Source organism: Mesorhizobium koreense (assembly GCF_031656215.1).
In the GTDB taxonomy this organism is placed as follows: domain Bacteria; phylum Pseudomonadota; class Alphaproteobacteria; order Rhizobiales; family Rhizobiaceae; genus Mesorhizobium_L; species Mesorhizobium_L koreense.
Window position 1 is genome coordinate 635207 of sequence record NZ_CP134228.1, and the last position, 23194, is coordinate 658400.

The 23194-nt window shown below is 64.2% G+C and carries 25 protein-coding genes; 9 read left to right on the top strand and 16 right to left on the bottom strand.

The features are described from left to right. Positions 1 to 24 precede the first annotated feature (24 nt). The gene (locus tag RBH77_RS02935; RefSeq protein WP_311030661.1) at positions 25 to 261 is read left to right on the top strand and encodes an Lrp/AsnC ligand binding domain-containing protein; all 237 of its coding nucleotides are present in this window, start codon (positions 25 to 27) and stop codon (positions 259 to 261) included. A 538-nt stretch (positions 262 to 799) separates the two neighbouring features. On the opposite strand, the gene RBH77_RS02940 is transcribed toward RBH77_RS02935, so the two are convergent. From RBH77_RS02940 to hslV, 4 genes are all read right to left on the bottom strand, one after another. Continuing rightward, the gene (locus RBH77_RS02940; protein ID WP_371832830.1) at positions 800 to 1792 is read right to left on the bottom strand and encodes a DUF1402 family protein; all 993 of its coding nucleotides are present in this window, start codon (positions 1790 to 1792) and stop codon (positions 800 to 802) included. Positions 1793 to 1853: 61 nt separating this feature from the next. Further along, entirely contained in the window at positions 1854 to 3161 is a 1308-nt protein-coding gene (gene hslU / locus RBH77_RS02945; protein WP_311030663.1) for an ATP-dependent protease ATPase subunit HslU, read from the bottom strand. A 4-nt stretch (positions 3162 to 3165) separates the two neighbouring features. After that, a complete protein-coding gene (locus RBH77_RS02950) occupies positions 3166 to 3765 on the bottom strand; it encodes a DUF2585 domain-containing protein (RefSeq protein ID WP_311030664.1) in 600 nt (199 codons plus the stop codon). Next, a complete protein-coding gene (gene hslV / locus RBH77_RS02955) occupies positions 3762 to 4313 on the bottom strand; it encodes an ATP-dependent protease subunit HslV (RefSeq protein WP_311030665.1) in 552 nt (183 codons plus the stop codon). Before hslV ends, RBH77_RS02950 begins: the two co-directional genes overlap by 4 nt. A gap of 310 nt (positions 4314 to 4623) precedes the next feature. On the opposite strand from hslV, the gene RBH77_RS02960 reads away from it, so the two are divergent. The 6 genes from RBH77_RS02960 to RBH77_RS02985 all read left to right on the top strand — a co-directional run bounded on the left by RBH77_RS02960 (position 4624) and on the right by RBH77_RS02985 (position 9218). Then, a complete protein-coding gene (locus RBH77_RS02960; RefSeq protein ID WP_311030666.1) occupies positions 4624 to 5598 on the top strand; it encodes a TRAP transporter substrate-binding protein in 975 nt (324 codons plus the stop codon). A 60-nt stretch (positions 5599 to 5658) separates the two neighbouring features. Further along, complete coding sequence (locus RBH77_RS02965; protein ID WP_311030667.1) at positions 5659 to 6192, top strand: TRAP transporter small permease; 534 nt, start codon at positions 5659 to 5661, stop codon at positions 6190 to 6192. Positions 6193 to 6201: 9 nt separating this feature from the next. After that, entirely contained in the window at positions 6202 to 7512 is a 1311-nt protein-coding gene (locus RBH77_RS02970) for a TRAP transporter large permease (protein ID WP_311030668.1), read from the top strand. Further along, positions 7509 to 8435, top strand: a complete 927-nt coding sequence (locus tag RBH77_RS02975; RefSeq protein ID WP_311030669.1) for a hypothetical protein — start codon at positions 7509 to 7511, stop codon at positions 8433 to 8435. Before RBH77_RS02970 ends, RBH77_RS02975 begins: the two co-directional genes overlap by 4 nt. Before the next feature lie 140 nt (positions 8436 to 8575). Continuing rightward, the gene (locus tag RBH77_RS02980; protein ID WP_311030670.1) at positions 8576 to 8767 is read left to right on the top strand and encodes a hypothetical protein; all 192 of its coding nucleotides are present in this window, start codon (positions 8576 to 8578) and stop codon (positions 8765 to 8767) included. A gap of 94 nt (positions 8768 to 8861) precedes the next feature. Then, on the top strand, positions 8862 to 9218 hold the full coding sequence (locus RBH77_RS02985; protein WP_311030671.1) for a PRC-barrel domain-containing protein: 357 nt from the start codon (positions 8862 to 8864) through the stop codon (positions 9216 to 9218). Between the two features lie 194 nt (positions 9219 to 9412). On the opposite strand, the gene RBH77_RS02990 is transcribed toward RBH77_RS02985, so the two are convergent. From RBH77_RS02990 to cysG, 3 genes are read right to left on the bottom strand one after another with little or no spacing between them, the layout of a single operon-like run. Then, a complete protein-coding gene (locus tag RBH77_RS02990; protein ID WP_311030672.1) occupies positions 9413 to 10156 on the bottom strand; it encodes a phosphoadenylyl-sulfate reductase in 744 nt (247 codons plus the stop codon). Further along, a complete protein-coding gene (locus RBH77_RS23960) occupies positions 10131 to 10814 on the bottom strand; it encodes a ferredoxin-like domain-containing protein (protein ID WP_371832831.1) in 684 nt (227 codons plus the stop codon). The genes RBH77_RS02990 and RBH77_RS23960 overlap by 26 nt, the downstream gene beginning before the upstream one ends. Positions 10815 to 10853: 39 nt before the next feature. After that, positions 10854 to 12281, bottom strand: coding sequence for a siroheme synthase CysG (gene cysG, locus RBH77_RS03005; RefSeq protein ID WP_311030673.1), 1428 nt, complete (start codon positions 12279 to 12281; stop codon positions 10854 to 10856). Positions 12282 to 12506: 225 nt separating this feature from the next. Here cysG and RBH77_RS03010 point away from each other — a divergent pair, with 225 nt between their 5' ends. Beyond that, positions 12507 to 12962: a host attachment family protein gene (locus RBH77_RS03010; RefSeq protein ID WP_311030674.1), complete on the top strand. Its 456-nt coding sequence runs from the start codon at positions 12507 to 12509 to the stop codon at positions 12960 to 12962. A 51-nt stretch (positions 12963 to 13013) separates the two neighbouring features. Here RBH77_RS03010 and RBH77_RS03015 read toward each other — a convergent pair whose 3' ends face one another. The 7 genes from RBH77_RS03015 to RBH77_RS03045 form a co-directional block, all read right to left on the bottom strand. Continuing rightward, complete coding sequence (locus tag RBH77_RS03015) at positions 13014 to 13865, bottom strand: alpha/beta fold hydrolase (RefSeq protein WP_311030675.1); 852 nt, start codon at positions 13863 to 13865, stop codon at positions 13014 to 13016. Continuing rightward, positions 13862 to 14965: a branched-chain amino acid ABC transporter permease gene (locus RBH77_RS03020; RefSeq protein WP_311030676.1), complete on the bottom strand. Its 1104-nt coding sequence runs from the start codon at positions 14963 to 14965 to the stop codon at positions 13862 to 13864. Before RBH77_RS03020 ends, RBH77_RS03015 begins: the two co-directional genes overlap by 4 nt. Beyond that, a complete protein-coding gene (locus tag RBH77_RS03025; RefSeq protein ID WP_311030677.1) occupies positions 14962 to 15957 on the bottom strand; it encodes a branched-chain amino acid ABC transporter permease in 996 nt (331 codons plus the stop codon). Before RBH77_RS03025 ends, RBH77_RS03020 begins: the two co-directional genes overlap by 4 nt. A 28-nt stretch (positions 15958 to 15985) precedes the next feature. After that, positions 15986 to 16702, bottom strand: a complete 717-nt coding sequence (locus RBH77_RS03030; RefSeq protein WP_311030678.1) for an ABC transporter ATP-binding protein — start codon at positions 16700 to 16702, stop codon at positions 15986 to 15988. Further along, entirely contained in the window at positions 16699 to 17463 is a 765-nt protein-coding gene (locus RBH77_RS03035; protein ID WP_311030679.1) for an ABC transporter ATP-binding protein, read from the bottom strand. The genes RBH77_RS03030 and RBH77_RS03035 overlap by 4 nt, the downstream gene beginning before the upstream one ends. Before the next feature lie 105 nt (positions 17464 to 17568). Next, positions 17569 to 18765, bottom strand: a complete 1197-nt coding sequence (locus RBH77_RS03040; RefSeq protein ID WP_311030680.1) for a substrate-binding domain-containing protein — start codon at positions 18763 to 18765, stop codon at positions 17569 to 17571. A 52-nt stretch (positions 18766 to 18817) separates the two neighbouring features. Then, positions 18818 to 20365 carry a class I adenylate-forming enzyme family protein gene (locus RBH77_RS03045; protein WP_311030681.1) on the bottom strand — a complete coding sequence of 516 codons (1548 nt, stop codon included), beginning with the start codon at positions 20363 to 20365 and terminating at the stop codon, positions 18818 to 18820. A gap of 152 nt (positions 20366 to 20517) precedes the next feature. Here RBH77_RS03045 and RBH77_RS03050 point away from each other — a divergent pair, with 152 nt between their 5' ends. Next, positions 20518 to 21072, top strand: coding sequence for a LuxR C-terminal-related transcriptional regulator (locus RBH77_RS03050; protein WP_311030682.1), 555 nt, complete (start codon positions 20518 to 20520; stop codon positions 21070 to 21072). A gap of 23 nt (positions 21073 to 21095) precedes the next feature. Here the strand turns inward: RBH77_RS03050 and RBH77_RS03055 are convergent, their stop codons facing one another. Further along, positions 21096 to 22340: a pyridoxal-dependent decarboxylase gene (locus tag RBH77_RS03055; protein WP_311030683.1), complete on the bottom strand. Its 1245-nt coding sequence runs from the start codon at positions 22338 to 22340 to the stop codon at positions 21096 to 21098. Positions 22341 to 22365: 25 nt separating this feature from the next. Then, positions 22366 to 23091 carry a GntR family transcriptional regulator gene (locus tag RBH77_RS03060; protein WP_311030684.1) on the bottom strand — a complete coding sequence of 242 codons (726 nt, stop codon included), beginning with the start codon at positions 23089 to 23091 and terminating at the stop codon, positions 22366 to 22368. Positions 23092 to 23194: the final 103 nt, after the last annotated feature.

Below are 23194 nucleotides of genomic sequence, written 5' to 3' on the forward strand. Positions count from 1 at the left end.
CCGGGTTTCGGAGATTTCGTTTTCATGAGAGCCGTATTCGTTCAACTTCAATGCTCGCCCGGGAAAACCTACGAGGTCGCGGACACGCTCTTCGAGCGCGAGATCGCCTCGGAGCTCTATTCCACCAGCGGCGACTATGATTTGTTGATGAAAATCTATGTCGAGGACGGCGTCGATATCGGCAAGTTCATCAACGACAATGTCGCCAACGTACCCGGCATCATGCGCTCGCTTACCACGCTGACCTTCAAAGCGTTCTGAGCCGTCCCTGCCGCGTATTCTCCTTTCGCTCAACGCCCGTATGCCGCTTTGCGGCTGGGCTCCGCAGGGCCATCAGGCGCGACGCCCGGTCGGGCGGAGACGATCTGCATCTGCCTTCCAGATATACTCCATCCTCGCCACGCCCGGTTTTGATGCCGTCTGGCCATTGTTCGATCGGGAAGCGGGCGCGGGGGCCTTGCCTCTCAATTAAATTTGCTGGCGCAGCCTCGCCGCGCCCGCCGGCGTTCTTGCCTCATCCATGGGCGGCATTCCCGCCGCCGACCGGATCGAGGCCCGGGCCTGGGGGCTCATCACCCAGCGGCGTTACCGTAACGCCACCGGCCCGGCGCCGCCGCCCCCCAACGCTCATCCGGTTCATGACCCGTGTTCCCGTGAGGGCGGTGACGGCGATTATGGGGGAGTCTCTCGAAGGACGTGGAGAAAGATGAGCGAGAAAAATCTCGGAATGCCGGAAAGCAACGGGATGGAAAAGTGGCGTCCGCCAATCTATCCATGTTTCGGCGCTCCGTGAGCGCGTTCAGAACAGCGCCTTGAGCTGCGGCAGCTTGTCGTTGACGAGCCAGCCGTAATAGTTCTCCTCGGGCATCCGCGGCTCCTCGCCCTTGGCCTGCCGCTCCTCGTTCTCCCGTTTCAGCGCCACGGCGCGAGCTTCCGGATCGCCGACATTGTAGAGCGTCGCGGTGATGCCCGGATTTTGCGAGATGTCGAAGCCGGCGATGTTGCGGTAGGCGTCGATCGATTTCTTCAGCGTTGCCGCGACATAGGGCAAGGTCAGGTCGGGATCCATGATGGTCTTGTAGACCTGCTTCGGATTGCTGGACGACAGTTCCGGCAGGCCCGACACGCGATGGACGAGGTCGCTCATCTCCAGCGCCGTCAGGGGGTTCAACTGGCCGAGGCCGAAGGTCTGGCCGGCATAAAAGGGCTGGAAGAAGACGGCGCTGAAGCGATTGTTAGGAAAGCGCTTGCCGTCCACTGCCCTGCCGCGGAATTTCGCTTCCCATATGTCGTTGCGGCAAGTCCACAGATCGTAGCTGTTGCCCATGCCCGCGCAGGCGGAAAATTGCGGCCGGCGCACGAAATCATCCACGTTCTCGCCGTGGTAGCTGAAGGTAAAGCTCGAATCGAGATAGGAAAATGCTTTCACGTAGTAGGTCTGCAGCCGGTCGTAGGCATCCACATTATAGGTGTGCTCGCCGACCAGCGCGCCGACGATGTGAAGCGGGTCGATACCGTATTGCGCGGCGACCTTGCGTATCTTGGCCCTGAGATCGCCGTCCGTGCGAAGCAGGTGATAGATTTTCTGGTATTTCGCCTCGTAGGTGGTCTTCAGCGCCTCTGTTCGGTGCAACGACCCGCCGGGAACGGCCGGCTGCTCGGCATTGCGGTTGCCGGGGGGCACGAGGACGACAGCGAAAGCCGGCGCGGCGAAGAGCAGAAGGACGGCTGCTATCACAAGCCGGGCCGGAGACAGTATCGCTGCCGTTATCCGTGAACCGTCCCGCACCATGCCGCCCTTGATCGCCTAGTGATATGGCGCCGAGCGGTTCGGCCCGCCCGGCATCATTCTCCTACAGGATGAATCGCGACAAATCTGTGTTCTTGGCCAGATCGCCGACGTGCTTGTCCACATAGGCGGCATCGACCGTGACCGACGTGCCACCCTTGTCCGGCGCCTCGTAGGAAATCTCGTCGAGCACACGCTCCATCACCGTCTGCAGCCGCCGCGCGCCGATATTCTCGACCGAGGCATTCAGATCGACGGCGATCGCCGCGAGCCGGTCGATGGCGTCATCGGTGAAGTCGAGCGTCACGCCCTCCGTCTGCATCAGCGCGACATACTGTTTGATCAGGCTCGCCTCGGTCTCGGTCAGGATGCGGACGAAATCCTCCTTCTCGAGCGCCCTCAGCTCGACGCGGATCGGCAACCGGCCCTGAAGCTCCGGCAAGAGATCGGACGGCTTGGCGATGTGGAAGGCGCCGGAGGCGATGAAGAGGATGTGGTCCGTCTTCACCTGGCCGTACTTGGTCGCCACCGTCGTGCCCTCGACAAGCGGTAAGAGGTCGCGCTGCACGCCCTCGCGGCTGACGCCGGCGCCGACGCCGCCTTCGCGGGTCGCGACCTTGTCGATCTCGTCGATGAAGACGATGCCGTCGTTCTCGGCCGATTCCAATGCCTGCCTTGTGACCTCGTCCTGGTCGAGCAGCTTGTCGGATTCGTCGTTGACGAGGAACTGGTAGGAATCCTTCACCGTGGTCTTGCGCGTCTTGGTGCGCCCGCCCATCGCCTTCGACAGCATGTCGTTCAGATTCATGACCCCGATATTGGCGCCCGGCATACCGGGGATCTCGAAGCCGCCCATCGGGTTACCGGTGTCGGCGACCTCGATCTCGATCTCCTTGTCGTCTAGTTCGCCGTCGCGCAGCTTCTTGCGGAACGAATCGCGGGTCGCGGGGCTCGCCGTCTTGCCGACCAGCGCCTCCAGAACGCGCTCCTCGGCGTTCATGTGGGCGCGGGCCTTGACGCTCTCTCGCATCTTGTCGCGCACCAGCCCGATCGCCACCTCGACGAGATCGCGGATCATCTGCTCGACATCGCGGCCGACATAGCCGACCTCGGTGAACTTGGTCGCCTCGACCTTGACGAAGGGCGCGCCGGCGAGTTTGGCCAGCCGCCTGGAAATCTCGGTCTTGCCGACGCCGGTCGGGCCGATCATGAGGATGTTCTTCGGCATCACCTCCTCGCGCATCTGCCCTTCGAGCTGCTGGCGGCGCCAGCGGTTGCGGAGCGCGATGGCCACGGCGCGCTTGGCGTCCTTCTGGCCGATGATGAAACGGTCGAGTTCGGAAACGATCTCGCGGGGGGAGAATGTACTCATCTGACTATATTCCCGATTGCCACTGCCGAATGGAATCGAACGGGTGCAGCAGCATGATGATGTTGAGGGTAAGGTTGTCGCGGATGACGTAGCCGACGCCTATCTCGAAGAGAATGGCGAGCGTCACGACCACCCATATAGGAAGCCTGGCCGCCATCACAAAGCCCAGCACCATGAAGAGCGTGTCGCAGACAGAGTTCAGGATGCTGTCGCCGTAATATTGCAGCGAGATCGTCCCTTCCCGATATCGGTTGATGATGAATTCGCTGTTTTCGACGATCTCCCACGCGCCCTCGATGCCGACCGCCAGCGCGAGGCGGATGCCGACCGGGACGCGCGGCGCGATCAGCTTCAAGAGGCCGTAGAAGAGGAAGCCGTGGATGATATGGGAGAAGCTGTACCAGTCGCTGATGTGCTGGGAGTTCTCCGAGCTTTGCACCACGCCCTGCCAGAGTTTGACATAGCCGCAGGTGCAGATCGCGGGATGGCCCTCGAAATGGAGCACCAGCGCCTGGACGACGAGCAGGCCCGCCGCGATCAGCAGGCCGGTCAGCCACGCGGATTTCGTAACTGGCCCGCCGGGCCGGGTCGTGGACGCCGTCATGCGGCGTCCAGCGTTTCCACGACGACGTTCTGGTTGGTGTAGACGCAGATGTCGGCGGCGATCTTCATGGCGATGCGGGCGATCTCCTCGGCGTCCTTGTCGGTCTCCATGAGGGCGCGCGCCGCGGCGAGCGCGTAGTTGCCGCCCGAGCCGATGGCCATGACGCCATGTTCGGGCTCCAGCACATCGCCGGTGCCGGTGAGCGCCAGCGATACATTCTTGTCGGCGACCAGCATCATCGCTTCCAGCCGGCGCAGATAACGGTCGGTGCGCCAGTCCTTGGCGAGCTCGACGCAGGCGCGTGTCAACTGGTCGGGATATTGCTCGAGCTTGGCTTCCAGCCGCTCCAGAAGGGTGAAGGCGTCGGCGGTGGCGCCGGCGAAACCGGCGATGACGTTGCCGTCCTTGCCTATGCGGCGGACCTTCTTGGCATTGCCCTTCATGATGGTCTGGCCGAGGCTGACCTGGCCGTCGCCGGCGATCACGACCTTGCCGCCCTTGCGCACGGTCACGATGGTCGTGGCGTGCATGGTCAATTCATTCGACATTTTTTGCTCCGATTTCGCGCCGCCCCCAAAGGCAGGCGGCACGGTACGAGGATTGAAAGTCGTTATGTAAGGAAAGCACCCTTGATTGCAATCGTGAGGGATTTCCGCTCGCCCGGGTTTCTTTGGCGATTTCTTTCGCCCATGCCCGTACCGCTGCTTTCGTGGCTGGGCCAACGCACCCCGCTGCCTCGGTTCGCGGCCCCATCGACAATTTAAGCTTGCGCCTTTCGCCGGTTCACGCTTTCAATGCGGGCACGCTAGAGGGACGGCGACAACAGGCAACAGAATCCAGACAGTGAGAGGGAACCATATGAGATATCTATCGACGCTGCTCGCGGCGACCGCGATGACCGCCATGACGGCGACGGGCGCGCTGGCCGCCAAATGGGACATGCCGATGGCCTATCCGGCCAGCAATTTCCATTCCGAAAACGGCGCCAAATTCGCCAAATGCGTGGCCGATGGCACCGGCGGCAAACTCGAGATCGTCGTCCATGCCGGCGGCTCGCTGTTCAGCGGCAACGACATCAAGCGCGCCGTGCAGACCGGGCAGGCACCGATCGGGGAGCGGCTGATCTCGGCGCATGCCAACGAGAATCCGCTTTTCGGTATCGATTCCATCCCCTTCCTCGCCACTTCCTTCGATGCTTCGGAGAAATTGTGGAGTGCCGCGAAGGACAAGATGGTCGCGCTGCTCGACAGCCAGAACCTGACCTACATCTACGCGGTCGCATGGCCGCCGCAGGGCCTCTACACCAAGAAGGACGTGAACTCCGTCGCCGACCTGAAGGGCGTCAAGTTCCGCGCCTATAACGCGGCGACCGCGCGCATCGCCGAACTCGCCGGCATGGCGCCGGTGCAGATCGAGGCGGCCGATCTCAGCCAGGCGCTGGCGACCGGCGTCGTCGACAGCTTCATCTCGTCGGGCGCGACGGGCGTGGACTCCAAGGTGTGGGAAAGCCTCGACCATTTCTACGACGTACGCGCATGGCTGCCGCGCAACATCGTCTTCGCCAACAAGGATGCCTGGAACGCGCTCGACGACGCGACCAAGAAGGTCGTGACCGACTGCGGGGACAAGGCGGCGGCCGACGGCCTGGCGAAATCCAAGGAACTCACGGACGGCTATCTGAAGACGCTTGCCGAACACGGCATGAAGGTCGCGCCGCCCAGCGACGAGTTGAAGAAGGAACTGGAAGGCTTCGGCCAGACCATGACCGAGGAATGGCTTAAGAAAGCCGGACCGGACGGCAAGCAAATCATCGACGCCTACAAGGCGATGTAAGCGGATGCTGCTCTTCTCGGTGCCCGGCCGTGCGCCGGGCACGGCGCGCGCAACTGGCAAGTGAACAGCACCATGCGCCGCTTTCTCAACAGCGTTTATGACGGCGCGGCCGTGCTGGCCGCGTTCTGTCTGTGCGCCATGCTGGTGGTCATCGTATTGCAGATGGCCGCCCGCTGGACCGGCATCGCTTTCCCCGGCTCGTCCGAATATGCCGGCTACCTGATGGCGGCATCGTCGTTCCTGGCCTTCGCCCATACGCTGAACCGGGGCGCCCATATCCGCGTGACGCTTGTCTTCAACATCTTCAAGGACAACCGCGCGGCGTTCAGGGTGCTGGAATTGTGGAGCCTGGTGATCGCGACGGCGGCGTCTACCTATCTAGCATTCTATTCCGTTAAGAGCGTCTACTGGTCGCTCAAGCTCCATGATGTGAGCCAGGGCCAGGACGCGACACCCATATGGATCGCGCAGATACCTATGGCGGTCGGCGCGGTCATCCTCGCCATCTGCTTCGCCGACAATCTGGTAACGCTGTTCGCGCGCGGCCGCGACAATATCCGGCGTGAAAACGTCGAACAGAGCCACGCGGAATAGGGAACGACAATGCAGGAACTCTATTTCGTCGTCATTTTCCTCTTCGTCCTGTTCCTGCTGCTCGGCACAGGCGTGTGGATCGGGCTGGCGCTGCTCGGCGTGGCCTATGTCGGCATGGAGCTTTTCACCATGCGGCCGGTCGGCGACGCCATGATGACGGTCATCTGGCGTTCCTCCTCGTCATGGTCGCTGACGGCGCTGCCGATGTTCATCTGGATGGGCGAGATCCTGTTCCGAACGCGGCTGTCGGAAGACATGTTCAAGGGGCTGGCGCCGTGGATGGCGAAGCTGCCAGGCGGGCTGCTGCACACCAACGTGGCCGGTTGCACGATCTTCGCGGCCGTGTCGGGTTCGTCGGCCGCGACGCTTCTGACGGTCGGCAAGATGTCGGTGCCCGAACTCAGGAAGCGCCATTATCCGGAGCGCTACGTCATCGGCACGCTCGCCGGCGCGGCCACGCTCGGCCTCATGATCCCGCCGTCGCTGACGCTGATCGTCTATGGCGTGACGATCAACGAATCGATCACCAAGCTGTTCATCGGCGGTATCATTCCCGGCCTGGTGCTGGCCGCGATGTTCATGGCCTATGTCGTGATCGTCTCGAAGACGGCGAAGGATTTCAACCCCGACCCGGAGCCGGACATGACCTTCCGGCAGAAGCTCGTCAATTCGCGCTTTCTCATTCCCATCATCCTGCTCATCATCGTCGTTATCGGGTCGATGTATCTCGGCTTCGCCACGGCGACGGAAGCGGCCGCCTTCGGCGTCATCGGCTCGCTGCTGCTCGCCGGCGCGCAGCGCTCGCTCACCTGGTCGAGCTTCCTCGAAAGCCTGATGGGCGCGACGCGGACATCGGCGATGATCGCCCTCATCCTCGCCGGCGCTTCGTTCCTTTCGCTTTCGATGGGCTTCACGGGACTGCCGCAGAATCTGGCGGAATGGATCAACTCGCTGGGGCTGACCAAGTTCGAACTCCTGATGGCGCTCCTCGTCTTCTACATCATCCTCGGCTGCTTCCTCGACGGCATTTCGGCGGTGGTGCTGACCATCTCCGTCGTCGAGCCGATGGTGCGGCAGGCCGGCATCGACATCATATGGTTCGGCATCTTCATCGTCGTCGTCATCGAGATGGCGCAGATCACGCCGCCGGTCGGCTTCAACATCTTCGTTCTGCAGGGCATGACGGAACACGACATGGGCTATATCGCGCGCGTCGCCTTCCCGATGTTCCTCATCATGGTGCTGATGGTCTTCATCCTCATCGCCTTCCCGGACCTCGCCACCTGGCTGCCGGAGCAGATGCGCCCGGGGCCTGTGTGACCGCATTGATGGTCGCATTGGGATACGTGGCCCGGCAGGGCCGCATCATCCTCGTCCTCGGCCTACTCGCCGGCATCCTGCTGCCCGGTCTCGCGGTAACGATGAAGGCGTGGCTGCCCGAACTGGTTGCCGGGACGCTCTTCGTGGCGGCGCTCAGGGTCGGGCCGCGCCAGGCGGTCGGCGCGCTCGGCGATCTCGGCAAGTCGGTGGCGCTCTGCGCGATCCTGCAGGTGGCGATGCCCGTCATGGCCATCCTGGCCTTCCGCCTGTTCGGCTGGTACGGGCTGCTGACGACCGGGCTGACCCTGATGGCAGCGGCGTCGCCGATCTCGGGCGGACCGAACCTCGCCATCATGACCGGCAACGACCCGGCGCCAGCGCTGAGACAATTGGTGCTGGGCACCGCGCTTCTGCCGCTCACCGTGATCCCGGTCTTCTGGCTGGCGCCGGCGCTCGGCAGCCCGGCGGAGATTTTCGGCTCGGCGGCGCGGCTCCTCCTCATCATCTTCGCCTCGGCGGCGCTCGCCTTCCTGCTTCGCGCGACGATCTTCCGCGATCCGGCGCCGGCGAGCATCGAAGCGCTTGACGGGCTGTCGGCCATCCTGCTGGCGGTGCTGGTGATCGGGCTGATGTCGGCAGTCGGGCCGGCGCTCAGCGGCGATCCGATGGCGCTCGCCATCAACCTGGCCGCCGCCTTCGCCGCCAATTTCGGGCTGCAGATCGCCGCCTTCCTCATCCTGCGGCGGCGGGGTTCGGCCGATGCTGTGCCGCTGGCGATCGTCGCCGGCAACCGCAACATCGCGCTCTTCCTCACCGCGCTGCCGACGGCGATCACCGACCCGCTGCTTCTCTTCATCGGCTGCTACCAGGTGCCGATGTTCCTCACCCCGATCATGCTGAACAGGCTTTACCGGCGGCGATAGAGGCCACAGCATCCGCTCGGCGACATATTTCATTTAATTCAATTTTTACCCTGTTTTCCGCTTCTCCTTGAACCAATGGCCAATTCGCGGAACGATCCCCGTGGACAGGAGTTTTCCGGCTTGAAGGGAAAACGGAAACCATGTCGTTCAGACCCGTAAAGAAAGCCGATGTCGGCGAGACTTCGCGCATGATCCGGCGCCAGATCAAGACGGCGAGGAACGCGCGGTTCCTCCAGCGCCTGCCGATGTTCAAGGCGGAGGCCGACGTTCCCGAAGAGATGCGGGAAATGCTCGCCCGGCTGGAAGAAGCCGAACGCACCCGCCCGGATTGATCTTCCCTTCAAAATCAGGAACCCGCCATACCCTTCCGCGTTCTCTCTCCAGTACGCACAATGGCCAGTACGCAACAACGGAAGGAGAACCGGCATGGAAAGCTCGTCATTCGAGAATATCCGCGCCAGCCGCGTGGAAGGGACCGAGGTATACAACCCGGAAGGCGACCATCTCGGCCAGATCGACGATCTGGTGATCGGCAAGCGCGACGGCGAGGTGAAATACGCGATCATGTCGTTCGGCGGGTTCCTCGGGATCGGTGAGGAATACCACCCGATGCCATGGAATACGCTCGACTACGACCCGGAAAAGGGCGGCTATGTCGTCAACATGACGAAGGAGCAGTTGCGCGACGCGCCGCATTACGGACGCAAGGCCGAACCCGACTGGGCCGACCCGGCCTATGGGAAGCGGATCAACGACTATTACGGCATCCCGCCCTTCGTCTGAGGACCGCACCCTGAAGGGCAGGGCTCGCGTATGAAGTTCGACCCCCGCTCCGTCGCGCTTCACGCGCCACCTCTCCCGTTCGGCAGAGGAGAGGAAGTGAGGGCCGCAAGGCCTGGTTCCTCTCCCTTACGTGAGCGGGAGGGAGGTAGCGCATAAAGCGCGACGAAATGGGGTCAACTGCCGCCGACCCTCTGTTAGGCCGAAGCCAGGACCTGCTCCAGCCCGGAAAGGTGGATGCCGCATTCCGTCTTGGCGCGGCCGGCCCAACGGCCCGAGCGCGGGTCCTCGCCGGGCCTGGCCGGTTCGGTGCAGGGAAAACAGCCGATCGAAAGGTAGCCATAGGCCACCAGCGGATTCTCGCGCAGATCGTGCGCCCGCATATAGGCGGCAAGGTCGGCCGTGCCCCATGCCGCCAGGGGATTGATCCTGATGCGAGGTCCGACCGCCTCGAAAACCGGCAGGGCGCGGCGCGTATCCGACTGGAAGCGCTTGCGGCCGGTGAACCAGGCGCGGAAGGGCTCGACCCCGCGCGCCATCGGCTCCACCTTGCGGATGGCGCAGCAGGCATCCGGGTCGCTCCGATGCAGGAGCCCGTCGGGGTCGGCTTCGGTGAGCGCGCTTTCGAGCGGCCGCACGATGCGAAGATTGGTGAGGCCCAGATCCTCGACCAGCCGGTCGCGGTAGTCGAGCGTCTCGCCGAAATGCTTGCCCGTCTCGAGAAAGACGATCGGCAACGAGCGATCGACGCGGGCGATCATGTCGAGCAGCACCGCCGAATCCGCACCGAAGGACGACACCGCCGCGATGCCGCCGGCAAAGCGGTGGATCGCAAGTTCCACGAGCGCTTCCGGCGCCAAGCGGCCGAAACGCGCCTCCAGATCGACCGCCTCCTCGAGCGCCTCTATCTCGGCGTCAAGCGGCTTGAGCTTCGCGAGCATGATGCCCCTCCGTGAGCAACACAAGATCGGCGGGGCGGCTGGCCGCGAGGCCGTTCTCCACGAGTTTGTCGTGGACAGGTTCGAGATCGGCGTGCGCAATATGCGGAAGGACGAGTTCCTGCTCGTACCCGATGTGCAGTTCGCCGACGCCGTATGTTTCGGCGAGGTCGGCCAAGGCCTCCATCTGGTTGTCCGAGAACGCGCGGGCGCCATCCAGCGGGATCGCCACCGACGCATGGTTGGAATGGCCAGGCGCGGCATCGGCAGGATGATCAACTCCGTCATCCGGGATGAAGCCGCCGCCGGCTTCGGCCGGATAGAGACCGACAGAGGCGAGATCGGCAAGTGCCGAGGGGATATCGGAGAGGGCGGGCCAGTGGAATTCGATGCCCCGGCGCGCCGTGAAATGAGCATAGCCCCGGTCATAGGCGCGGGCGACATGCGCCAGCATCCTGAGTTGACGGGAGGACAGCACGCCAGAAGGGACGGGAATGCTCAGCATATAGGCATGGTCCCACAGATGGATGCCGTTCATCAGCCGCATCGGCTTGAACTCCGCCTCGGTGATCTCGCCGGCCAGCCGACGCTCTATCTGGTCGCGGAACACGGATATGCGGGAGGTGACAGACTCTCGGTCTAGCTCATCTTGGCTGTACATGGTGTTTCTAACAGGGCTTCTTGGTTGCGGAACGGGTCTTCAGGCGACGGACAAGACGGGTTGATGGGCGGCGAGCGGTTCGGATCGGCTGAAATCGGCGCCGGCGACCGCGTCGCCGATGATAGTCATGACGGGGCCAGTCAGTTCGGCCCGCTCCTGGAGCGAGGGCAGGTCGGCGAGCGTGCCATGGAACATCGCGCGGTGACCGAGACTGGCGTTCTCCACGACAGCGACGGCGGTATCGGGCGAAAGCCCGGCGCGGATGAGATGCCTTGCCACCTCGGCGGCGATGGAGCGGCCCATATAGACGGCGACCGTCGCGCCGCCGATGGCGAGTTTCGCCCAATCCGGCAGCGCATTGCCCTTGAGGTCATGGCCGGTCGTGAAAACGATGGAAGAGGCGACGCCGCGCAGGGTGAGCGGCAGCGCGAAATTGGCGGCAGCCGCGAAGGCGGCGGTGACGCCGGGCACCACCTCATGGGAAATGCCGGCATCGCGCAGCGCCTGCATCTCCTCTCCGGCCCGACCGAAGATCAGCGGGTCGCCGGATTTCAGCCGCACGACGCGTTTGCCCTGACGCGCCAGCGAGACGATGAGCGTGTTGATCTCGGCCTGGCTCTTCGAATGGCAGCCCTTGCGCTTGCCGGCGGCGATGCGCTCGGCATCGCGGCGGCCCATTGCGACGACCGCTTCGGGAACCAGTGCATCATAGACGATCGTGTCGGCCTCCATCAGGAGGCGCTGCGCGCGCAGCGTCAGGAGATCCTCCGCGCCGGGACCGGCACCGACCAACGCGACATGACCGGAGGCGAGACCCTGCCGCCGGATCAGGTCGGCGGCGGCACGGGCAGCGCGCTCCTCGTCGCCCGCCTCGATGGCGCGGGCGGGCGCGCCGGCAAAAAATTCCTTCCAGAAGCGGCGGCGGACCGCTCCTTTCGACAGCACCCGCTCGACGATACCGCGATAGGAGACAGCCAGACGCGCGAGGCGACCAAGCGAAAGCGGCAGCAATTGCTCGATCCTGGCGCGGATCATCTGCGCGAGCACCGGCCCGGCGCCCTCCGTGCCGATGGCGACAGCGACCGGAGCGCGGTTGACCAGCGCCGGGGTGAAGAAATCGCACAATTCTGGCCGGTCGACGGCGTTGACCGGGATGCCCGCGGCGCGGGCGTCCGCCGCCGCAAGCCGGTCCAGCGCTTCCTCGCCGCTCGCCGCGAAGACCAGGGCGGCTCCGGCAAGATGCGCCGCGTCATATGCCTCGCGGACGACGTGGACGCCGTTTTCGGCGGCCCATTCGGCAAGGCTTTCCGTGGGGTTGTCGGCCACTATCGCCAGTTCGGCGCTCGACTGGGTGAGAAGCCGCGCCTTGGCCAGCGCTTCCTCGCCACCGCCGACGACGATGACGGGGCGGTTCTCGACGCGCATGAAGATCGGGAAGGCGTTTAGTTTGACGGCGGGACGCGACATGCGGCTTATCCTTGAACGTCCGAGATTTTCGCCGCTTCTGCCCGCCGAAAGAAGAAACCACCTCGCGCCGCCGATGCTGCGATGCAAACCTTTTTTCGCCGCTCCGCGCCGCGCGGAAAAAGCAATCCGCTTTCCGCGCAAAGCAATCAGGAACGCAAATTGCGATCCGCGCGTTGGACCTCAACTATCCGCCCCGTTCCCGAAACCAACTCAAGGAGCACACACATGAACGGCAGAAGGTTGAAGCACGGCGTCTGGGTGCTGGTCGCGGACGGTGAGAAGGCGCTGTTCCTGCGTAACGAAGGCGACGCGCAATATCCCAATTTGCAGGTCATGCGCGAAATGCAGGAAGAGAACCCGCCGACGCGGGAACAGGGAACGGACCGGCCCGGACGGCTGAGCGACCCGTCGGGCCAGCGCAGCGCGGTGGAAGACGCGGACTGGCACCGGATCGCCAAGGAACGCTTCGCCGACGAGATCGCGCAGCGCCTCTACCGGATGGCGCATCGCGGCGATTTCGAACACATATTGCTCGTGGCGCCGCCGCAAATTCTCGGCGCCATGCGCAAGAAGCTTCACAAGGAAGTGGAAGAGCGCGTCATCGGCGAAGAGCCGAAGACGCTCACCGGCCATGCGGTGCCGGAGATCGAAAAGGTGCTGACGGGGGACTGGGCGGCGTGACGTGGGTAGACCCCCACCCCTCCCCTTGCGGGGAGGGACAGGGGTGGGAGTTCAGCTTGCAAGGAAATCCCGCAACAGGCCGATCTCATGCTCCGTCGCAAGCGTCGGCGCGTGGCCGTAGCCTGAAAGCACGTGCAGTTCGGGCTTCGGCCCCCGCCGCGTCATCGCCTCGGCGATCTGCATGGGCAGCACGTCGGAACGCTCGCCGCGCACGAGAAGCGTTCTGGCCGTAACGGCGTCGTAGGCGTCCCAAACGTCGAGGTCCGCCTTGTGATAGGTAAGCTGCGAGACGATCCGCGGGTCGTAATGGACCGTGACGCGGCCGTCGTCGGTACGCCGGTAGGAGGTATCGATCATCCGCTCCCAGAAGCGAGGCGTGTTGTCGCCGAACGGCGCGTAATTGCTGCGCAGCCACGCACCCAGTTCGCCGAGCGTGTCATAGACCGGCGGATTGCCGACATAGCTCGCGATGCGGCCGATGCCGGTGGCGGGAATGTCGGGGCCGACATCGTTGATGACGAGATGGGTGATGCGCCTCTTCAGCCTATCGCCGGCAAGGGTGACGCCGATCAACCCGCCCATCGAGGTGCCGACCCAGCGCACCTTGTCCAGGCGATAGTGATCGAGCATGGCGAGTGCGGTGTCGCCGAAGACGCGGTAGGAATAGTCGACTTTCGGATCCCTCGCCCAGCTCGACAGGCCGCGGCCGAGCGTATCCGGGCAAAGCACGAAATAACGATCCGAAAGCGCTTCCGCCGCCTCGTCGAAATCGCGGCCCGTGCGCGCCAGCCCGTGCCACATGACGAGCGCCGGCTTGTCCTGGCTACCCCATTCGGTGACGTGCAGCTCGAAGCCGGCGGCCGGAACATAGGTCGAGCGGGGGACGGATATGGGCGCGCTCATTTGCGGCCTCCCTTTTTCAGAAGCGTCCCGGCGATGCCCGCCGGGAAGAAATAGACAAGCAGGATGAAGAACAAGCCGAGCCAGAGCAGCCAGCGGTCCGGATCGAGCAGATTGGGCGCGAAGGGCACGCCGGAAAGCGCATCGGCGCCGAGCTGCATGATGTCCTTCAGGTAGAATTGCGCGAGCGTCATGACGACGACGCCGATGACGGCGCCGACCATGGTGCTCATGCCGCCGATGACGACCATCAGCAAAATGTCGATCATGATGGAGAAGGAGAGGAAGACATCCGGGCCGGTATATTTAAGCCAGACCGCGCGCACCACGCCGGCCAGCGCGGCGATGATCGCGGCGATGCAGAAGATCGCCGTGCGGTAGGCGACGACCTTGTAGCCGATTGCCTCTGCCCGCATCTCGTTCTCGCGGATGGCCTCCAGGACGGTGCCCATCGGCGAGGCGACGATGCGCAGCATCAAGAGGTAGAGCGCCAGCGAACAGAAGAAGACGAAATAATAGGCTGCGAGCTTGCCGTTCAGCGCCACGCCGGCGAGGCGTACGACCTTGCCGTCGGTATCGGCGAGAAGTTTCGTGGCCGCCGAGAAAAGGCGCGGGGCGGAATAGATCAGCCCGTCCTCGCCGCCGGTGAACTGCGATAGCTGGCTTGCCAGCACCAGCATGACTGAGGCGGCCGCGAGCGTCACCATGGCGAAGAAGATCGCCTTGACGCGCAGCGACAAAAGCCCGATCAGCGCCGCCAGGACGAGCGCGGCGAGAACACCGGCGCCGCCGCCGACAAGCACGGCATCCCAACCCGCGCCCATCGCCTTCAGCGCGATCGCCGTGCCGTAGCCGCCGAGGCCGAAGAACATGGTGTGGGCGAAGGAGACGATGCCGGTGTAGCCGATCAGGAGATCATAGCTCGCCACCAGCACGATGAAGACGCAGATGCGCGCCGCCACCTCTTGCGCGCGCACGTCGGGAAACAGGAACGGCGCGAAGAGGAGGCAGAGCCACACGACGCCTGCCGCGCCGTAGACGACCATCCGGCCGGTACGTGCCGGCGCGGATGCCGTTCCCGCCGCCGCGTTTATCGGGCTCATCGCTTCACCGCCGGCAGGAGGCCGTAGGGCCGCCACAGGAGCACCGCCATCATCAGGAGCATGTTCGAGGCGAGCGACAGCTTGGGCATCAGGAAGGCGACATAATTGCCCATCAGCCCGACGAGGATGGCGCCGAGCAGCGAACCCTCGATCGAGCCCAGCCCGCCGATGATGACCACGATGAAGACGAGGATCAGCATCTCCGAGCCGATCGTGCCGGAGATCAATCCCTGGTAGCCCGCCCACATGGCGCCGCCCATGCCGGCGAGCGCCGAGCCGACGACGAAGACAGCGACGAAGAGGCGGTCGATACGGAAGCCCAACGCCTCCACCATCTCGCGGTTCTCGACCCCGGCGCGGACGAGGAGGCCGATGCGGGTACGGTTCAGCACCAGAGACAGGATCACGAAAACCGCGAGGCCGAGCAGGAAGGCGAAGATGCGGTAGGTCTCTATGGCGACATCGCCGAAGACGAGCGAACCGCGAAGGATGGCGGGACGCGGCACGGAGATCGGCGCGCCGCCCCAGATCGCCAAGATGAGCTGTTCGGCAACGATCAGCGCGCCGACTGTGATGAGGATCTGGCGCAGATGGTCGCCATAGACCGGCTTGACGATGACGCGCTCGAAGAACCAGCCGGCCACGGCGCAAAAGGCGGTCGCCGCGCCGATGGCAAGCACGATGGCCAGCAGATTGAGCGCGCCGCTCGGCCCATGCGCCCAGCCCGCGAACGCGGCCAGCACCGAAGCAGCGATGAAGGCGCCGAAGGAGATGAAGGCCGAATGGCCGAAGTTGAGAACGTCCATCAGGCCGAAGACCAGCGACAGGCCCGACGCCATCAGGAAGATCATCATTCCCATTGCAAGGCCGGCGACGGTGAGCGTCACCCAGGCAGAGAAGGAGCCTGTCAACGGCAGCGCGACAAGCGCGAGTGCCACGGGGAGGAGCGCCACTCCGCCGAGGCGGGAGAAGAGAGAGGAGAGAGCGGTCATGAGGACAACACCAACATCTCCGATCCCATCAACCCGCTTCCATCGACAGGCTGAGAAGCCTCGTCTGCAGCGCCTCGTCGGCGGCGAGTTCGGCCATCGAGCCCTGATGGGTGATCCGGCCGTCGTCGATCACCGTCACGCCTTTCCCGAGTGCCCTGGCGAAATGGAAATTCTGCTCAACCAGAAGGATCGTCGTCTCGGCGGCGATCTCGCGGAAGGCGGCGATCATGTTGCGGATGATCGCCGGAGCGAGGCCCTTGGTCGGCTCGTCGATCAGGATGAGGTCGCGCGGCTCGATGATGGCGCGGGCGATCGCCAGCATCTGCTTCTGTCCGCCCGACAGCGCGAAGGCCTGCTTCTTCCAGAAGGTCTCGAGCGCCGGGAACAGGGCGAAGACGCGGCCGAGGCGAGCCTCGTCGAAACGGCCGCCCGCCGTGGCAAGCCGCATGTTCTCCTCGACGGTGAGGCCACCGAAGATACCCATATTCTCCGGCACATAGGCGACGCCGAGACGCGCGATGTCGGAGGTGTGCAGCCCGGTAATGTCGCGACCGCGGAACAGGACCGCGCCGCGCGTCGCGCGCCACAGCCCCATGATCGTGCGCAGCGTCGTGGTCTTGCCGGCGCCGTTGCGGCCGAGCAGGACGTGGACGCCGCCCTCCGGCACGTCGAAGCTGACGCCATGGAGAATGTGATATTGCGCAATGTCGGTGTGGACGCCGTCGAGGCGCAGGATCGCGCTCACGCCACCTCCTCCTCGCCGACGCCGAGGTAGATCTGGCGCACGATCGGCAACGCCATCACCTCGCCCGGCAGCCCATCGGCGACGAGCGCGCCGTTGTTGAGGACGACGATGCGATCGGCCAGCGCGCGCACCACGTCCATCTTGTGCTCGACCAGAAGCACGGTCTTCGACGCATCCTTCCTGATATCGGCGATCAGTTCGAGAATGGCGGGCGCTTCGTCGGCCGACATGCCGGCGGTCGGCTCGTCGAACATGAAGATATCCGGCTTCATGGCGACCAGGAGCGCCACCTCGAGCTTGCGCTGGTCGCCATGCGGCAGGGCGGACGCGGCCAAGCCCGCAACCTCCGACAATCGCGTGCGCTCGAGGATCGCGGTGGCCTCTTCCCGCAACGCGGGAAGCGCGGCGGCGCGGCGAAACAGGCTCGACCCCATGCCGACTCGCGCCTGCACCGCAAGCCGGACATTCTCCCTCACGGTAAGCGCGGGAAACAGATTGGTGAGTTGGAAGGCCCGCCCGATACCGGCCTTCGCCCGCGCCGAGGGCGAAAGCCGCGTGATGTCCCGTTCTCCCTTGAAGATGCGACCGGAAGTCGGCGCAAGCTGGCCCGAGACGAGGTTGAACCACGTGGTCTTGCCGGCGCCGTTCGGGCCGACGATGACCGTCAACTCGCCCGGCTGGAACGCGCAGGTGACACGATCGACGGCCGTATGGCCGCCGAAACGGATCGTCAGGTTCTCGGTGCGGAGGGAAGGCGACATGGCTTAAGATAGTAGGCAATAGGGGCAGTAAGGCAGGAGCTCGGGAAAGGTGAGGCGTCAACTTCCTACTGCCCCTATTGCCTTAACGCCCTACTGCCCTGCCTCTCACTCCTGATTGTTCCTTCCGACCGGAATCTTCATCTGGTCGGGCTTGATGACATCGACCAGTTCAGGAATGGCCCATGCCACCTTCGGGTCCACCTTGATCTTGAAGTGGTACATCTCCTGCAGCGCCTGGTGGTCTTCCTTGCGGAAGGTCATCGGCCCCTTCGGCGTATCCCAGCTCATGCCCTCCATGGTCTTGATGAGCGAATCGGTCTTGAGGTCGGGCGAGGTCTCGATCGCCTTGACGATGGCGAGCGCCGCCGCCATGCCGCCGGCGGTGAAGAAGTCCGGCGGAGAGCCGAAGCGCTTCTCGTGCTCCTTGACCAGCCAGTCGTTGATCGGGTTCTTCGGGATGCCGTAGTAGTAGTAGATGGCGCCTTCCATCCCCGGCACCTGCTTGTAGGCCTTCATCGCCGGCAGGATATTGCCGCCGGTGGAAATCTTGATGTCGTAGCGACCGGGATCGGCGGCGGCGAGCGGGGTGAGCGCGTCTATGCCGGCGACGTAGATGACGATGACACGGCGGCCGGGCTTGTCCTTCAGCGCATCGAAAAGCCGCTGGATCGTGGCGGTGAAGTCGGTCGTGTTCTGCGGAACATATTCCTCATCCACCACATGCGCGCCGGTGCCTTCGAGCGCCTTCTTGAAGGCGGCGACGCCGTCCTTGCCGAAGGCGTAATCCTGCGCCAGCGTCGCGACGTAGAGATCCTTGTCGGGCTTCAAGGCCGCCGCCTGAGCCTCCATGTCCATCGAGGAATTGCGCGATGTCTTGAAGACGTAGCGGTTGGAATTCGGTCCGGTCAGCGAATCGGCCACGGCCGGCTCGACCAGCAGGATCTTCTGGTTCTCCTCGGCGATCGGCAGCATGGCGGTGGTCACGCCCGACGAGGTGCCGCCGACGGCGATCAGGGCATCGTCGTCGCCATAGGCCTCGGCCAGAAGCGCACGCGCCACATCGGGCTTGAACTGCGTGTCCTTCTCGATGACCTCGATCTTGTGGCCCTTGACCGTCATCGTGCCCTTGGTCGCGTATTCGAGACCGAGGTTGAAGCCGTTCGTGGTCTGCTTGGAATAGGCCTCGAGCGGCGAACCCGAAAGGCCGTGCACCAGAGCGATCTTGACCGTGTCGTCGGCATGGGCCGGCGGCATGAAGGCCATCGCGCCGGCAATCGCCAGCGCACCCAGCAATCTTCTCATTCTTCTCTCCTCCCTGAGGGTTGCTTGAAGGGGTTGACTGAATGCGGACCGTTCATTTCGAAATTTCTTCAGGGCCGGTCCGTTCGAGCATCGCTCGCAACTCGGTCTTGAGCACCTTGCCGTAGTTGTTCTTCGGCAGGGTATCGACGAAGACGTAGGCTTTCGGCCGCTTGAAGCGGGCGATGCGATCGAGGCAATGCCGGTCGAGATCGGCTTCCGCCAGCGCGCCGGCAGGGTCCTTCACGACGAAAGCGACGACGGTTTCGCCCCATTCGGCATCCGGGCGGCCGACCACGCTCGTCTCGCGCACGGAAGGATGCGTCAGAAGCGCCTCCTCGACCTCGCGCGGATAGATGTTGGTGCCGCCCGAAATGATGACATCCTTGGAGCGGTCCTTCAGCGTCAGGAAGCCTTCCTCGTCCAGCACGCCGACATCGCCGGTCCACAGCCAGCCGTCGCGGAGCGCCGCGGCGCTCGCCTCGGCGTTCTGCCAATAGCCGGCCATGACCGGCGCGCCGCGTACCAGCACCTCGCCGGCCTCGCCCGCCGGCAGCGCGCGACCCTCTTCGTCGGCAACCTTCACCTCGACGCAGGACTGCGCGGTGCCGACGCTCGCCAGCCGCTCGCGCCAGCGCGGATCGGAACGGTCGGAGACGAGATGGCGCGGCAATGCCGTGATCGCCATGGGCGATTCGCCCTGGCCGTAGATCTGGCAGAAGCGCGGCCCCATCACATCGACCGCCTCGACAATGTCGGCGAGATACATCGGGCCGCCGCCATAGACGATGGTGCGGATGCCCTCGCCCGTCGCACCTGACGCTTTCGCGTAATCGACCAGCCGGCGCACCATGGTCGGGGCCGCGAACATGTGGACGCGCCCGAGCGCCTCCGCGCAGGAAAAGATCTCCTCAGGCTCGAAGCCGCCGGATTCCGGCACGACGTGGCGCGCACCCTTCAGAACGTGCTGGACATTATAGAGGCCTGCGCCATGCGACATCGGGGCGGCGTAGAGCGCCGCGTCGGCGGGATCGACCACGTCCACATCGGTGAAATAGGAGAACGTCATGGCGTGGATGTTGCCGTTGGTGATCATGACGCCTTTCGGCTTGCCGGTGGTGCCGGAGGTATAGAAGAGCCAGGCGAGATCGTCGCGACCGCGCGGCACCGGCCCGGAGAGCGGGTCAGCCTGGAGCATGTCGTTCCAGTTCTTGCCGCCAAGCTCGACCACGGCGCGCACGGAAGACGGCAGGTGCGCGGCGACGGCCTCGCCGAGCGACCGGTCGGCGAAGACCACGGACGCTTCGGCATTCTCGATGATCCAGGCGGCTTCCCTTGGGTGCAACTTGGCGTTGATGGGGACGGCGGCGGCACCGGCGAACCAGATGCCGTAGAAGGCCTCCAGATAGCGCGGGCTGTTCTTGGCGAGGATGGCGACACGGTCGCCCGGCCGGATCCCATATCCTCCCGACAGCGACGCGCCGATGGCGGCGGCGTGTGTCGCGAAGGCGCGGTAATCGGCTTCCACCCGCTCGCCCACGCAAAGTGCGGCGCTCGACGGGTTGGAAATTGCCGCCCTGACCAGCCACTCGGCCAGATTCATCGATCGAATTCCTCCCACCGGCCTGATCGGCTCAGGGCAGCGATAGGCCGCAACCAACCGCCGCCCGTTTTTCCTTGGTACGATGCAAACCGGCTTCTATTATCCTTGGGTCCGAAAAACCGGCAATATCGTAGAAATACGCAACACGACCCATGGCACCGCCGACCCTCAACGAACTGGCATTCGAATGCGCGCCCGTCGGCATCGTCATGACGGAGAACCGCATCATCAAGGCGTGCAATCCGGCCTTCGCATCGATGTTCTTCTACCGCGTGGATGAGCTGGTCGAGCAATCCTTCGCCATCCTCTACCCTTCCTTCGAGGAATTCCTGCGCATCCGCAATGTCGGCGTCGAGCCGCTGAAGAAAACCAACCGCTATTCGGACGAGCGCATCATGGCGCGCAAGGACGGGTCGCTGTTCTGGTGCAGGGTGCGCGGCCACTCGCTGACGCGCGAAGACGATCCGCTGCGCCATGCCGTCTGGAGCTTCGCGGACCTTTCGGATTCACGGCCGGTGCATGCGCTCTCGACGCGCGAGCGACAGATCGTCATGCATCTCGGCGAAGGCCGCACGTCGAAGGAGATCGCACGCACGCTGGCCATCTCGCCGAGGACGGTGGAAGCCTACCGGGCACGGCTCCTGAAGAAATATTCGGCCGGCAACGTGGCGGAGCTGCTCTCGCATCTGGGTGGCGTGCCGCAATAAGCGCCTATTGGCCGCCGAGACGGCTATGAATAATTCGCGCCACTCGCTTTCGCCTTCGTCTGGCCATTGCGGACCAGCGCGACGCATTCGGCGACATCGCGAAGATAGGCTTCGCACGCCGGACCGTGATGCAGCGACAGCATGAGATGGAGGCTGCGCGGCGCCTTCAACTGGCCCGGTAGCCAGCCGCGCTCGCTCATCAACGTCGCGACCTTGCCCATGTCGATGTCGTCGCAGCCGAACGCGATATTGGCGAGCGTCGGTTCTCCCCGGATCTGCATGCCGGGAATGGCGCGCAGGCCCTCCAGATAGGCGTCGCGGACGCCCATCACCTGTGTGGCGATCTTGCGGTAGCCGTCCCGGCCGAGATGGCGCAGTACCGCCCAGGCGGCCGCGACGGCACCGGCAGGCCGGGTGCCGACAAGCGTCTGGGTCGCGAAACGCCCGCTCGGCCAGGCGTCGAAGACGAATTCCTGGGATGCCTGCAACTCGCCCGACCGGTAAAAGACCGTGGAAGCCGGCTTGGGGCAGAAGCCGAACTTGTGCAGATCGGCGGATATTGACTTCACGCCTTCGAGAGCGAAGTCGAATCGAGGGACCGGGCGCCCGATATCGGCGACGAAGGGCGCGATCCAGCCGCCCACGCAGGCATCCACATGAAGCCAGACACCGCGTTTCACGGCAATATCGGAAAGGCGGGCGATCGGGTCGATCACGCCGAAGGGAAAGCAGGGAGCCGAACCCACGATCAGCATCGTGTCGTCATCGATCGCCTCTGCCGTCGCTACGGGATCGGCGAGGAAACCCTCCGCGAGCGGAACACGCCTGATCGGCAGATCCATCAGGGCGGCGGCCTTCTCAAAGGCCGGATGCGCGGAATCCGGGAGAACGATGGCCCCCCGAAAATCGGCGCCCTTCCGCCGTCGCGTCCAGTCGCGACACGTCTTCACCGCCATGATGATGCTTTCGGTGCCGCCGGTGGTCATGTTGCCGGCGCCGCCCTCCGGCGCATGGAAAAGTTCGAGCCCCATGCCGACGACTTCGCGCTCCATGCGCTGGACGCTCGGGAAAGCGCGCCGGGCACCGAGCGCGTTTTCGGTGAAATACTCGTTATAGGCTTCCTTGCCGAAGTTCCGTATCTCCTCGCCGGCACTGAACACGTAGGCCGAGGTTCGGCCGCCGCGCCAGTCGATATCGTTGTCGCGCATATGGACGAGTTCGCCCATGACCTCTTCGCGGGAGCGGCCGGCCTCTTCGAAATACGTCATCAAATTCGTTCCCTTGTCGGTGCAATCAGTCCGGAAGATGCCGCGTAAGGCGGGCGCGCCCGTCGATAAGATCACCTCGGACGGCCCGCTCCAGCGCCGTCGCATCGCCGGCGGCGATGGCATCCAGCATGGCCCGGTGATGCGAACCGCCGGTCCAGTCCGGATCATAGGAGGCCGTAAAGAGGAAGTTCATCGATGGCCCGACCCTCAGCCACATCGTCTCCAGGATCTGGAGCAGGGTCGGCATCGCACAGGCGCCATAGATGGTGAAATGGAATTCCTCGTTTAGGCGGAGCGAGGTCCTGGCATCGCGCGAGCGATAGGCCGAGGCATGCCGCTCGTAGAGTTCCTTCAGGCGCTCTAGATCGGATGCTGAAAGCCGCGCGCAACCTTCCCTGGCCGCCATCCCTTCCAGGTCGAGCCGGATCGCACAGATCTCGCCATAGCGCTCCTTCGTAAGAAGCGGCACCACGGCGACACGGTCCGGTGTCTGATCGAGGACGCCTTCCGCCAGCAACCGGTTGAGCGCCTCGCGTGCGGGTGTCAGGCTGATGTCGAGCGTATCGGCGATCTCGCGGACGGTGAGGCGCTGGCCGGGTAAAAGCGCGCCGCGCCGCAAGGCGCCGCGCAAGCTGGTTACCGCCTGGTCGCCGAGCGAATCGACGCGATTCACCTTCGCAAGTTTGAGCGCGGTCCCCTTCTCCGGCGAGGCTCTCTCGAAATCCGATTCGATTTCCGCTTTTGCCGGCATTGCTTGCTCCCGGATCATCCAGGTCGATATCCGCATGGGGCTTGCGGTTTCATCGATCTTGGTGTTTGTTATAACACATAACACATATCACGATGCAAGCCAG